The following is a 12,775-nucleotide window of genomic DNA, read 5'->3' as shown; positions in this document are numbered from 1 at the left end:
GCAGCATTGGAGGCCGCCAGCCTTGAGGAGGAGAACATGACTGACATGAAAACCGGCCAACGGCCGATGCGAATCCCGTGGCTCATGCGCGCACTGGATCTTTCCGTCGCGGCCAGGGACCGAGACGGGTTCAGGCATAGATCACCTTGACCCTGGTCCTATCAAGCTGGCTGCGTATTGGACCGGGCAGGCCATCGTCGGTGATCACCACATCGACGGCCGACAGCGAAAATGCCTTGGAGGTCCCGCTGACGCCCCATTTGCTCGAATCGGCAAGGAGGACAACGCGCCGCGCCATGCGAACGAGGTTTCGCTTCGTTCGCGCCATGTCTTCGTTCACGTCGACCACATCCAGTGACGAGTCTATCGCATGCGCTCCAACAAAGACCTGATGCGCTACCAAGCCGCCGAGAGCCGTATCGGCATCGGTGATCAGTGTGCTCACCGTGTCGGGATAGACCCGGCCGCCGATCATATGAACGTCGAGCCCGGGACGATGCATAAGATGCTGCACGATATTCATGGCCGTGGCCGCGACCACGACATTGCTGAGCGGCGGTAACTGCATGGCAAGCTGCATCAATGTCGAGCCGCCGTCGAAGATGACCGATTGGTTGTCCTCGAACAGGTCTACCGCCGCCCGGGCGATGCGCTTCTTTGCGTCGAGGTTCGTTTGCATCCGCCGGGCGAACGCGGCCGTAGTCGAATCGGTGGTACGGGTCACCGCCCCTCCACGGGTCTTGGTCAGTAGTCCCTTTCGGTCCAGTATCTCGAGGTCGGAGCGCACCGTGACTTCCGACACGCCGAACCCGTCTGACAGGTCCTTCGTGCGAACCTGTCCGCTGCGTTGCACCTCGCCCAAGATCGATTGGCGTCTCTGCTCCGACAACATTGCCCTGCCCTTGCCTCCCTGCGTCAAGCAACCGCTCTGGCCGCGGCTCACCTTACCAAAAATACGCGAATTCGAAAGCTTTCGAAAGATTGTTTTTCTTGTTTCTTTCGGAAACACTGGATCCAGGATTTTGAAATCAAACGATTGGGGAATTTTGCACTCATGAGCCTAGGAACCAAGGTGCGTCTTGCGCGCCTCTTCTCGCATCCATCGGGGAAGCTTTTTGGCGGCGCGGTCGACCACTTCGTCGGCTATGGCGACGTGCGCAAAGGCGGCCTTGCCGACCTGCCGGGTGCGCTTGCACGCGTCATGGCGGGCAGACCCGACTACGTCAGCATCCAGCCTGGCACCGCGCGCCATCTGTGGCCGCAATATGCGGGCAAGGCTTCCCTGGTGATTCAGGCGGGCTGCTTCACTCCGGACGATCGCATCAGCGAATTGATCGCAACGCCCGAGGATGCGGTGCGCGCCGGGGCCGATGCGTTGGCCGTGGCCATTCCGGTGCGCGGCGCGACCGAGGGCAAATACATACGCTGGCTCACCGATTCGGTAAATGCGGCGGCGCGCTACGGCATGCCTGTGGTGGCGCATATCTACCCACGCGATTTCACTGACGGAGCAAAAATCGTCTTCACCCCCGACGAGATCGCCTATGCGGCGCGCATCGGCTACGAGTCCGGCGTCGACGTGATCAAGATCGGCTACACGGGCGATTTCGAGTCGTTCCGAGAGACCGTCCGGACTTGCCCGGTGCCGGTTGTGATCGCGGGTGGTCCGAAGACCGATACGCTGCTCGGCGCGCTTCAGCAGACGGCGGACGCCATCCGTGCCGGCGCACGCGGTGCCGTGGTGGGCCGCAATCTCTGGGGGCATGGCGATCCGGAGAAGGCAGCGCTTGCCTTTCGCGGCGTCATCCATGACGGCCTTTCGGCGCAAGACGCCCTGGCGAAGGCGGGTGCCTGAACGATGCCCGCCGTCCCCTCGATCCTCGGCTTCGGCGCTATTGCGATCGACGACATCGTCTATGTCGATCAGCCGTTGTCGGCGGGCAAGGGGAAGGTCCTGCAAAATGCCCGCGCTTTTGGGGGAAATATCGCGACGGCGCTGGCCGCAGTCGTGCGGCTCGGCGGAACCGCCGGGTTCGTCGGATGGCTGGGCAGTGCCGCGGACGACGCCGTGCTGCGCGATCTCGTTGCGAGCGGTGTTGAAACCGCATTCGCGCCGCGCCATCCCGACGCGCGCCCGGTGCGCTCACGGATCACCGTCGGCTCGGACGGGGAACGGTTCATCGCGTATGACGACGATGCGATGCTGGGCACCGCTCCCGACTTTCCGGACGATATCCTCAGCCGCGCGACCGTCTTGATCGTCGATAGCTACGCGATCCGGTCGCTGGATGTCGTGGCTCGGGCTCGCGATCTCGGCCTTGCGATCCTCGGCGATATCGAATGGAGCGGCGGCCCCGCCACGGAGCGGCTGATCGCGCTCTGCGACCATCTCATTCTTCCACTCGGCTTTGCGCGGACTGCCACGGGGTGCCGATCGCCCGCCGAGATGCTCGAGGCATTATGGTTGCCGTCGCGATCCGCCGTGGTTCTGACCGATGGTGGGAGGGGCGTGTACTATCGCGGGCGTGAAGAGACAGGTCTCTGGCACTTGCCCCCGCACCGGGTTGTGGTCGTCGACTCGACCGGCGCGGGTGACTGCTTTCATGGCGCCTATGCCCTTGCGTTGACGCGCGGAGCCGACGCCGCAGGCCGGGTGGCATTCGCGGCCGCGGCGGCGGCCCTTTCGATAACCGGGCGTGGCGGGCGCGAGGCGCTTCCGACTGACGACCAGGTCACGGAACTCCTGGCATCGACCAACGCGCCGTCAGCAGTCGAACTGAAAAGTGCGCATGTCGATACTGGAACATAGCCTGAAGCTGTCGGAGGAAATATTTCGGAGGTGAACATAAGCCGAGAACAATTATAAAATCAGCGGCTTATACTTGTGGAGGGAGGAAGATGGCAGAAGTCATTCTTGAGAGTATCTGCAAAACCTACGGGAACAATTTTCGCGCGATCGACCAATTGAACCTATCGGTCGAGAACGGCGAGTTCTTGATTCTCGTCGGGCCGTCCGGCTGCGGCAAATCCACCGCATTGCGAATGATCGCGGGATTGGAGGACATCACCAGCGGCAGTCTTCGGATCGGCGGAGTCGACGTCGTCGACATGCCGCCCAAGGACCGCGACATAGCGATGGTCTTCCAGAGCTACGCGCTCTACCCACATATGACGGTGTTCGAAAACATCGCCTTTTCGATGCGGCTGGCAGGCAAGCCGAAGGCCGAGCGCAAGAAGCGCGTGGACGAGATCGCCAAAACCCTTCAGCTGACGTCTTTGCTGGACAGCAAACCCGCGAACCTTTCGGGCGGACAGCGTCAACGGGTTGCCATGGGCCGCGCTATGGTGCGCGAGCCGGCCGCCTTTCTCATGGACGAACCCCTTTCCAATCTGGACGCGAAACTGCGCGTGCAAATGCGCGCCGAAATCACCCGTCTGCAAAAGCAACTCGGCGTCACGACCATATACGTGACCCACGACCAGACCGAAGCGATGACGATGGGGGACAGGGTCGCGGTGTTGAAAGGCGGCGTGCTGCAGCAGGTCGACACACCCAAGAGGCTCTATGAATCGCCGGTGAACGCCTTCGTTGCCGGCTTCATCGGCTCTCCTTCGATGAACCTTTTCGAGGCGACCCTGACCGGCGACGAACTGATGTCCGGCACCTTCGCCATCCGGCTGCAGGATGCAGCCTTCGTGCGCAGGCCGGGCTTGAGGTCGTATGCGGGGCGCAAGGTCGTGTTCGGCATACGACCGGAGGATCTTTATGACAGCAGCCTCGAATCCGGTCGCAAGTATCAGACGATACCCGCAAAGGTGACTTCGATCGAAGAACTCGGCTCTGAACATATCGTTCACCTGAACATCGACGCGGTCCGGGTGGATTCCGGCGATCCGGACGCGGTGGACGATTTTGGCCTGGCATCGAACGCGGTGGCGAGATTCGAGCCGATCAGCGCCGTGCACTCCGGCTCGGAAATCGGGTTGGCCGTGGATGATGCCAAGTTCCATTTCTTCGATCCCGAGACGCATCTGGCGATCTGAATATCTGCAGCAGACCGCAGGCGAGAGTGAGGCGCCTGCGAAAGATACTCGCAAGAAGACTTCTAAATAAACCAGACGATCGGCCGCATTGTGCGGTCGATTTTGAAGAAGGAGGAGAAAGTGATGTTTCGGATACAACCCGCGATGCTGAAAATAGCCGCGGCCGCATGGTTGCTTGGCGCAACCGGCGCCATGGCGGATACGACGCTGGAATTCACCCAATGGTGGGAGCCCGAATTGCCGGCCGGCTCGCTCAGGGCGATCATGAATGACTTCGAGGCTGCAAACCCCGGAATCAAGGTGACGCTGGTCAGCGGCCCCTATGCGACCACGCGAGACCAGATCTCGGTTGGTGCTGCAACCGGAACGCTTAGCGACGTCGTTGGTCTCGACGGCGCCTGGGTGAACAATTTGAACGCGCAGAATGCGCTGGCCGACATGAACCCGATGATGGATGCGAGCGGCTTCGACAAGAGCCAGGTCGCGGATATCATCAAGGTGGACGGCAAGGCGGTGATGTTTCCCGTGGCTTCGTTCGTCTATCCGGTCTTCGTGAATTTGGACCTCGCCGCCCAGGCAGGCGTGACCAAGCTGCCGTCGACCCGCGCGGAGTTTCTCGAAGCCGCCAAGAAGATGACGCATGCCGACAAGAACCAGTATGGCTGGGTGCTACCCCTGTCGCTGCAAACGCCGTCCGGTGTCCAGAACGACATGATGTCGTGGGTCTGGGCATCGGGTCAATCGATGATGGCTGACGGCAAGCCGGCTCTCGAGGGCAAGCCGGTGGTGGATATGCTCACCTTCGTCAAATCGCTGAACGACGCCGGCGTCATCTCGCCCGGCATTGCCACCAAGACCGAGCAGGAAAAGGTCGAGGAATTCGTCAACGATCGGGTCGGAATGATGATCGACTCGCTTGCGCATGTGAACCTCATCCGCAAACGCAATCCCAAACTGAACTTCGATCTCATCCCGGTCCCGGTCGTGGAGAACTACAACGGCAAGCGCGGCCTTCCCTACGCGTCCTGGGGCATCGGCATCTCTGCGGCCTCCAAACATCAGGAGGAAGCCTGGAAGCTCGTCCAATATCTGATGAGTGAAAAGGTGAACGCCAAACTGGTGTCGCTGGCCAACGCCTTCCCGGGCAACGTCAACGCCAAGCCCGATTTCGTGACCTCCGACAAAGCTTTCGGCAAGGCTTTCGAAATCTTCAAGACCGGTTATCTTGCCAATGAGTTCACGGGCCTGCCGGTGGCGGAAGACCTGATGACCCAGTTCGACGTGGAAGCCCAGAAGATGCTCGCCGGCGAGCAGTCTCCGGAACAAGCCGCAGCCAACGCTCAAAAGGGCTGGACGGCGAAATTCTGATCGGCCTGTTTCTTCGTTTTCGATCTTCGACTGGGGGCCTGACTTCGGGCAGGCCTCCGGCAACAACGGATCGGCAATGTGAGACGGACCTGTTTCCGAAGCCCCTTCTCTTGAAGGCGTATCCCAAGGTTGGCGTATGACCCGGCAGAAGCGCTCCCGCCACCATAGACTGAAACGAGCGGTCGCACCCTATCTCTACCTGTCGCCCTCGCTCCTCATAATCGGCCTGCTGATGCTGCTGCCGATGGTGACGGTGATTGGCTATTCGTTCCAGAACAGCGCAGTGCTGCGTCGCGACCCATCCTTTGCCGGACTGAAACACTACCAGGCGATCTTTAACGATCCAGTGTTCTGGGCTTCGCTGTGGCACACACTCTACTTCACATGTATGAGTGTCGTCTTCCACATGACCATCGGCATGATCTTCGCGCTCATGCTGAACAGCGACCGCATCAATCCGACGCTGCGCAATATCCTGCGCGTGCTCTACATACTGCCTTGGCTGTTCACCGCGGTGATTATCGCCGTGATCTGGCGCCTCTTGCTCGAGCCGAACGGTGTCGTGAACAGCGTTCTCATGCAGATGGGCATCATCGGTTCCAAGGTCGAGTGGTTTTCCTCGCCCGAGACCGCGCTGCACGCCGTCACCTTCGCCAATATCTGGGCGGGCTACCCGCTTTTCATGGTCAGCCTGCTCGCAGGCTTGCAGGGCATTCCCAAGGATTTCTACGAGGCCGCCGATATCGACGGGGCGAAGGCCTACCAGAAGCTGATCTTCATCACGATCCCGCAGCTGATGCCGATCATCATCAGCATCTCGCTGCTCGACTTCATCTGGACCATGCAGGTCTTTCCATTGATCTGGATAACGACGGGCGGCGGTCCGATCTACTCGACCGAGGTCCTCAGCACCTACACGTACAAGCTGGCGTTTTCGAGCTACAACCTGTCGCAGGCGTCGGCAAGCGCCGTGGTCATCCTGCTGATCTCTCTCGGCCTGACGCTGTTCTACATCCGCTATCAAAAGGCTCGGTAGTCACCATGAGGAAAAGGCACACGCCGAAAGACAGGCTGATCACCGTCGCGCTCCATGTCGCGCTTGCCGCAGGGCTCTTTTTCGCGGCCTTCCCGATCTACTGGATGCTGAGCAGCTCGTTCAAGTCGAATACCGAAATCTTTGCCCTGCCACCAACCGTCCTGCCGAAGGCCTTCACGCTGGAAGCGTATGCGGCCATCCTTGGCGACCCGGTAAAGCTGCGCTTCTTCTTCAACAGCTACTTCGTGGCCGGAGCGGTGACGGTGCTGACGGTGCTGATCGCCTTGCTGGCGGCCTATGGGTTCAGCCGTTTCAATTTCCGCGGTAAGGGCAGCCTCAACACACTCATCATCAGCACGCAGACGATCCCGCCGATCACGCTTTTGATCCCCTTCTTCGGGCTTGTCGTCTCGTATGGCATCTTCGACACCTACGTCGCACTGATCCTGACTTACCTGGTGTTTACGCTGCCCTACGCGATCCTGCTGATGACGGGATATCTGAACACCTTGCCCCGCGATCTCGATGAAGCGGTGGCTGTCGACGGCGGCACCAGCTGGACCGCACTCTGGCGGGTGATCGTCCCGATTTCACTGCCTGGTATCGTGGCGACGTCGGTCTACACCTTTCTGTTGTGCTGGAACGAATTTCTCTTTGCGCTGACGCTGACGAAGTCAACGTCCATGCGCACCGTCCCGATCGGTATCCAGCTGTTGATGGGGCAGCACGCCTTCGAATGGAACCAGATGATGGCGATGAGCGTGCTCGGCTCGCTACCGCTCTTGCTCATCTACCTCGTTGCCCAGAGGTTCTTTCTCGCCGGTATGACCGCGGGCTCGGTCAAGTAGGATGTCCCTCCCACGGAGAACTGATGGAGTAGGCCGCGCACCGCAATCGATGGATTGGACCTTCTCTGCTGGCAGGTGATATCGCCGCGGCCTCAGGCGTCGTAGCGTCGCTGATCGTGCTGGTGCCGTTCTTCCGGCGCCACATCATCGAAAGGGCCTACGCAGGTGGAATCAAGGAATGAAAGGATGAACGTGAAAGACCTCAAAGTCGGCTGCCAGACCTTCACCTGGGAAATGCTCGGAGACTGTTTTGCCGGCGGCCCCGACGACCTGCTCAAAGCGATCGCCGATGGCGGCTATGCCGGCATCGAGATCACCGACACGATGATCGGCCGCTATGCCGGCAAACCGGCGCAGTTCGCGACGGCGCTGAAGACATCCGGCCTGACGCTCGTCTCCTTCGCCTTCGGTTCGAATAGCGGCTTCACACTCAAGGAGAAGATCGGCGCCGATGTCGAGACCGCCAGGCGCTGGATCGATTTTGCCGCCGCCTTTCCGGGCGCGCTGGTCTCCATGGGCTCGGCCACCGTCGTGTCGGACGGTCCGCGCTGCGACAAGTTCGCCATTGCGGCCGAGGTCTACAACAAGGCTGGTGAACTCGGCAGCAAGGCCGGCGTCCAGGTCGCGGTGCATCCGAGCTCGCACCACAACACGCTGCTCTACGATCGCGCCGATTACGACCGCATCTTCGGGCTGCTCGATGCCTCGCTGGTCGGCTGGGTACCGGACACCGGCCACATTTTGCGCGGCCACAAGGACATGGCCGACACGCTGACCACCTATCGCGATCGCATCCGCTACGTGCACCTGAAGGATGTCGATGCGAGCGGCACCTGGGCGATGCTCGGCAAGGGTGTCTGCGACACGGCGAAAGTGATCGAGATCGCTAGCGCGGCGCCCAACTTCAACGGCTGGCTGGTGCTGGAGGAGGAATCCGAAACCGCCGCCGCCGATCCGGCCGGAGCGGTCAAGACCAACCGCCAGACCATGCGCGGCTACGGGGCCTGAGACAATGATCCGCAAGAAAGACCGTCGTCTTCGTGTCGGTGTGCTTGGCTGCGGGCCGATCGCGCAATTCGCGCATCTGGAATCCTGCGTGAAGGCCAGCAATGCCGATCTCTATGCGATCTGCGATGCCGCGCCCGATCTGCTGGCACGCATGGGCGCCACTTATGAGCCGCAGAAGATGTATGGCGACTTTGATGAAATGCTGGCCGACCCTGAACTCGAGGCGGTGATCGTCGCCACCTCCGATGCCTATCACGTGCCGATGTCGATCAAGGCGCTCGAGGCTGGCAAGCACGTTCTCTGCGAAAAGCCGATCGGCGTCTCGGTCGAGGAAGGCCAGAAGCTTGCCGATGCGGTCAGGCGTTCCGGCAAGGTGCTGCAGGTCGGGCACATGAAGCGCTTCGACCCGGCGCTGGAAGCGGCGCGCGATTTCGTCCGCGACGAGATGGGCGACATCCTGGCGCTGAAGGCCTGGTATTGCGATTCCACCCATCGCTACACCAACACCGACGCGATCCAACCTCTGCCCGTCACCAGCAAGCTGGCGAGGAAGCCGGCCGGAAATCCGAAGGCCGATCTCAGGCAGTATTTCATGCTGGCGCATGGCTCGCATCTCGTCGACACGGCGCGCTTCCTGTGCGGCGAGATCACCGCTGTGCGTGCCCGCCTCAACGAAAAATTCGGCGCCTATTGCTGGTTCGTCGAGACCGAGTTCGCCAATGGCGCGCTCGGCCATCTCGACCTCACGGTTGCCGTGCGCATGGACTGGCACGAGGGTTTCCAGCTCTACGGCGAAAACGGCTCGGTGATCGCGAAGACCTTCAATCCCTGGTATTTCCGCGCCAGCGAGGTCGACATCTTCCACGAGAAGGATGCGACGTCGCGCAAGCCGCTTGGCGCCGACGGCCATTTCTTCCGGCGCCAGCTCGAGGGCCTCGCCGAGACGGTGCTCGACGGCGAACCGATGCGCGGCGCCAACGTCGATGACGGCCTTGCCTCGATCCGCGCCATGGTGGCGATCGCCCGCTCGGTCGAAAACGGCGAACGCGTCGAGATCGCCACTGTGGCGGGAGCGGTCTGATGCAGATCGGGGTGTTCGCCAAGACTTTTCCTGGCAGCGAGCCAGCCGGCGTGCTGGCCGCGGTGCGCGACGCGGGATTTGCCGTCACCCAGTTCAACCTCGCCTGCGCCGGGCTGCCGTCGACGCCGGACGCGGTCCCGGACGATGTCATCCGTGCCATTGCAGCCGCGTCTGATGCCTCCGGTGTCGCGCTGGTGGCACTGTCAGGCACCTACAACATGGCGCATCCGCACAACGCCGTGCGCGACGATGGCTTGCGCCGGCTGAAGGTGGTGATCGAGGCCGCCGCCAAGCTTTCCATGCCGCTCGTCACGCTGTGCACGGGAACGCGCAACCGCGATGACCAGTGGGCGCATCATCCCGACAATGCCGATCCCTCGGCCTGGGCCGACATGGCGAGCGAAATGGAAAAGGCATTGCAACTCGCCGATCGCCACGGCGTCGATCTCGGCATCGAGCCGGAACAGGCCAACATCGTGACGTCGGCGCAGGACGCGATGCAGTTGATCGCCGAAATGGGTTCGAAGCGGCTGCGCATCGTCCTCGATCCGGCGAACCTGTTCGAGCAGGCGGATGCCTCGCAGGCCCGCGCCATCGTCGCCGCCGCCATCGAAACCACGGCCGGCCATGTCGCCATGGCGCACGCCAAGGACCGTTTTGCCCACGGCTGCTTCGCCACCGCCGGGCAAGGCGTGGTCGACTTCGCCGATTTCATCGCACGGCTCAAGGCGACAGGCTTCGACGGTCCGTTGGTGACGCATGGGCTTTCGGCCGAAGAGGCGCCCGGCGTCGCCCGCTTTCTGAAAGGGCTCCTGTGACGAAGCGCCCGACGACCTTGCTCCGCGATGGTGGCACGCTACGGGTTTCCGACGCGGGCGACGGGCTGACGGTCGTCTTCCAGCATGGTCTTGGCGGCGGCGAGGCGCAGGTCGCCCAGTCCTTCCCGGCCGGCACCGGCTTGCGGCGCGTCACGCTCGAATGCCGCGGGCATGGCGGCTCGGCACTCGGCAAGCATCGGCCGTTCTCCTTCCAGATGTTCGCCGACGATGTGCTCGCCGCCGCCGACCAGGCCGGCCTCGAGCGCTTCGTTGCCGGCGGCGTGTCGATGGGCGCGGGAATCGCGCTGCGCCTCGCCTGCCGCCATCGCGATCGCGTCGCCGGCCTCGTGCTGGTGCGCCCGGCCTGGACGTTTGGCAAGGCACCGGCGAACATGCGGCCGATCGCGGAAGTCGCCGGCCTCATGCTGGATCACGGCCCGGACAAAGCGCGGGCGCTTTTCGCGCAGTCCGAGACCGCCGTACGCCTCTATCGCGAGGCGCCCGACAATCTCGCTTCGCTGCTGGGCTATTTCGACCGGCCGGACGCCATGACGTTCGCGCAAGTGCTCGCTGACATCGCCGCCGACGGACCGGGCGTCTCGGCAAGGGATGCCGAGTCTCTCGATATTCCGACTTTGGTCATCGGCAACGCCATGGATGCCGTGCATCCGCTGTCCTCCGCCTATACGCTGGCGGCCGCCATTCCCAGCGCCGCCTTTGCCGATATCGCGCCCAAAGCGCTCGACAGCTCCAGGCATTTCGCCGAGCTGCACGCGCAGGTCACGGCCTTCCTTCACGCCCATGCCAACTTCCGGAGCCTCATTCCGTCATGACCACCAAACCCCTGTCCGGCCCCTCGGCAATAGCCGCCTTGCCTCGCAACCGGCTGATCGGCGAGTTCTCGCTGTGGTCGGCCGACCTCGCCAATATGGAGCGCGACCTGAAGCGCATCGACGCTCATGTCGACCTCCACCATATCGACGTTGCCGATGCCCGCTTCACGCCGGGCTTCCTGTTCTTCCCCGACCTGGTGGCTCGCATCGCCAAGCTGACGACGAAGCCTATCCATGTGCATCTGATGGTCGAGGCAGAGATCGTCGAGGAGCAGACGCGGCAGTTCATCGCGGCCGGCGCTGACCTGATCAGCGTGCATGCCGAGAATGGTGAAGCGGGGCTTCGCGCCGTGCGGCTGGCGCATGAGCTTGGCGCCGAAGCCGGCGTGGTGCTCAGGCTGGAAACGCCTCTCAGCGTCGTCACGCCTTTCCTGCCTGAAGTGGCGTTCGTGACGTTGCTCGGCACCTCCATCGGCGTCAAAGGGCAGCGCCTGTCCGACCAGGCCTGTCCGCGCCTGATCGAGGCCCGCGCGCTGATGCGGAAGGCCGGCCGTGAGGCCGACATCGTGCTTGCCGCCGATGGCGGCATCCGCCACGAGACAGTGCCGCTGCTGCGCGCCGCCGGCGCCGAGACGGTTGTGCTGGGCTCGCTTGCCTTCGGCGATCCCGACCTCGCGCAGCGCATGGCCTGGCTGCACGGACTGAAGGTCGCCGCCTGATGAGCACGCTTGCGCTTGCCTTCGATCTCGGCGGCACGGAGCTGCGCGGCGCGCTCGTCGAATGCAGCGGTGATGTCATCGCCCGGGTTTCGGCACCGACGATGGCAGGCGCTGGATCGGAGGCGGTGATCGGCCAGATCATTGCGCTGGCAGGCACCCTGCTGGCGGAGTATCCGCGGGCAAAGGTGGTCGGCATCGGCATGTGCGCGCCGGGGCCGCTCGATCCCAAGGCGGGCATCGTCATCGGGCCGCCGACCCTGGCCGGCTGGCACAATGTGCCGCTGATCGACATCCTCAGCCGGCAGTTCGGCCTGCCGGTGCGACTGGAGAACGACGCCAATGCGGCAGCCCTCGGCGAATGGCGCTTCGGAGCCGGCCGCGGCACCGGATCGCTGGTGTTCGTCACCGTGTCGACCGGCATTGGCGGCGGCGTCGTCGCTGACGGTCACATCTATCACGGCAGGCGCGGGCTGGCGGCCGAGATCGGCCACATGACCATCACCGGCGAAGGGGACCGCTGCTTCTGCGGTACCGTCGGCTGCTTCGAGGCGGTCGCCTCCGGCACCGCGCTTGGACGGCGGGCGACACAACTGACCGCGCCGAGCGACGGCTCGCTGCTCAGGCGCCTTTCGAACAATGGCGATGTCTCGGCGCGGCATGTCGTGGATGCCGCGCGGACGGGTGATGTGGCGGCTCGCCAACTGGTCGAGGCGGAAGCCAAGTGGCTCGGCATCGGCTTCACCAACCTCCTGCATCTCTATTCGCCCGACCTGATCGTGATGGGCGGCGGCCTTTCCAACGGCTTCGATCTCCTGGCGCCGACGATCCGGGCGACCGTCGAGGAGCGCGCAATGCAAGCCTATCGCGACGTGCCAATCGTGCCGGCCGAGCTCGGCGATCGGGCGGGCCTGGTCGGCGCGGCGAGCCTGATCTTGTGGGAGGGCGAACCTGGCACGGCGCTGGCGATGGTGCAGGACGACGAGCCGAAAAACGGGGCCAGGGAGGTAAGCCAAGGCTGAG

General features: G+C 63.0%; 13 protein-coding genes. 12 read left to right on the top strand and 1 reads right to left on the bottom strand.

Annotated features, from left to right (window positions below; genetic code table 11):
- Positions 1-130: 130 nt before the first annotated feature.
- Positions 131-892 (bottom strand): DeoR/GlpR family DNA-binding transcription regulator, encoded by a 762-nt coding sequence (locus tag NKI19_RS01035; RefSeq protein ID WP_352565166.1) that lies wholly within the window; start codon positions 890-892, stop codon positions 131-133.
- A gap of 162 nt (positions 893-1,054) precedes the next feature.
- On the opposite strand from NKI19_RS01035, the gene NKI19_RS01030 reads away from it, so the two are divergent.
- From NKI19_RS01030 to NKI19_RS00975, 12 genes are all read left to right on the top strand, one after another.
- On the top strand, positions 1,055-1,855 hold the full coding sequence (locus NKI19_RS01030; RefSeq protein ID WP_352488896.1) for a beta/alpha barrel domain-containing protein: 801 nt from the start codon (positions 1,055-1,057) through the stop codon (positions 1,853-1,855).
- A 3-nt stretch (positions 1,856-1,858) separates the two neighbouring features.
- Positions 1,859-2,809, top strand: a complete 951-nt coding sequence (locus NKI19_RS01025) for a PfkB family carbohydrate kinase (RefSeq protein ID WP_352564969.1) — start codon at positions 1,859-1,861, stop codon at positions 2,807-2,809.
- A gap of 89 nt (positions 2,810-2,898) precedes the next feature.
- Positions 2,899-4,044, top strand: a complete 1,146-nt coding sequence (locus NKI19_RS01020; protein WP_352564967.1) for an ABC transporter ATP-binding protein — start codon at positions 2,899-2,901, stop codon at positions 4,042-4,044.
- 123 nt (positions 4,045-4,167) lie between these two features.
- Complete coding sequence (locus tag NKI19_RS01015) at positions 4,168-5,412, top strand: ABC transporter substrate-binding protein (RefSeq protein ID WP_352488893.1); 1,245 nt, start codon at positions 4,168-4,170, stop codon at positions 5,410-5,412.
- 136 nt (positions 5,413-5,548) lie between these two features.
- A complete protein-coding gene (locus tag NKI19_RS01010; protein ID WP_352488892.1) occupies positions 5,549-6,448 on the top strand; it encodes a carbohydrate ABC transporter permease in 900 nt (299 codons plus the stop codon).
- Between the two features lie 5 nt (positions 6,449-6,453).
- Positions 6,454-7,296, top strand: a complete 843-nt coding sequence (locus NKI19_RS01005; RefSeq protein ID WP_023797144.1) for a carbohydrate ABC transporter permease — start codon at positions 6,454-6,456, stop codon at positions 7,294-7,296.
- 186 nt (positions 7,297-7,482) lie between these two features.
- Positions 7,483-8,304, top strand: coding sequence for a sugar phosphate isomerase/epimerase family protein (locus tag NKI19_RS01000; protein WP_352488891.1), 822 nt, complete (start codon positions 7,483-7,485; stop codon positions 8,302-8,304).
- 4 nt (positions 8,305-8,308) lie between these two features.
- Positions 8,309-9,385 (top strand): Gfo/Idh/MocA family protein, encoded by a 1,077-nt coding sequence (locus NKI19_RS00995; protein ID WP_352488890.1) that lies wholly within the window; start codon positions 8,309-8,311, stop codon positions 9,383-9,385.
- Entirely contained in the window at positions 9,385-10,203 is an 819-nt protein-coding gene (locus tag NKI19_RS00990) for a sugar phosphate isomerase/epimerase family protein (protein ID WP_352488889.1), read from the top strand. Before NKI19_RS00995 ends, NKI19_RS00990 begins: the two co-directional genes overlap by 1 nt.
- Positions 10,200-11,036, top strand: coding sequence for an alpha/beta hydrolase (locus tag NKI19_RS00985; protein ID WP_352488888.1), 837 nt, complete (start codon positions 10,200-10,202; stop codon positions 11,034-11,036). The genes NKI19_RS00990 and NKI19_RS00985 overlap by 4 nt, the downstream gene beginning before the upstream one ends.
- Complete coding sequence (locus NKI19_RS00980) at positions 11,033-11,755, top strand: ribulose-phosphate 3-epimerase (protein WP_352488887.1); 723 nt, start codon at positions 11,033-11,035, stop codon at positions 11,753-11,755. Before NKI19_RS00985 ends, NKI19_RS00980 begins: the two co-directional genes overlap by 4 nt.
- Entirely contained in the window at positions 11,755-12,774 is a 1,020-nt protein-coding gene (locus tag NKI19_RS00975) for an ROK family protein (protein ID WP_352488886.1), read from the top strand. The genes NKI19_RS00980 and NKI19_RS00975 overlap by 1 nt, the downstream gene beginning before the upstream one ends.
- Position 12,775 lies beyond the last annotated feature (1 nt).

The sequence above is a fragment of the Mesorhizobium sp. M0751 genome, from assembly GCF_040320265.1.
Classification (GTDB): Bacteria; Pseudomonadota; Alphaproteobacteria; order Rhizobiales; family Rhizobiaceae; genus Mesorhizobium.
Note: the sequence above shows the minus strand (reverse complement) of the source record. Positions and strands in the feature narration are given on the sequence as shown.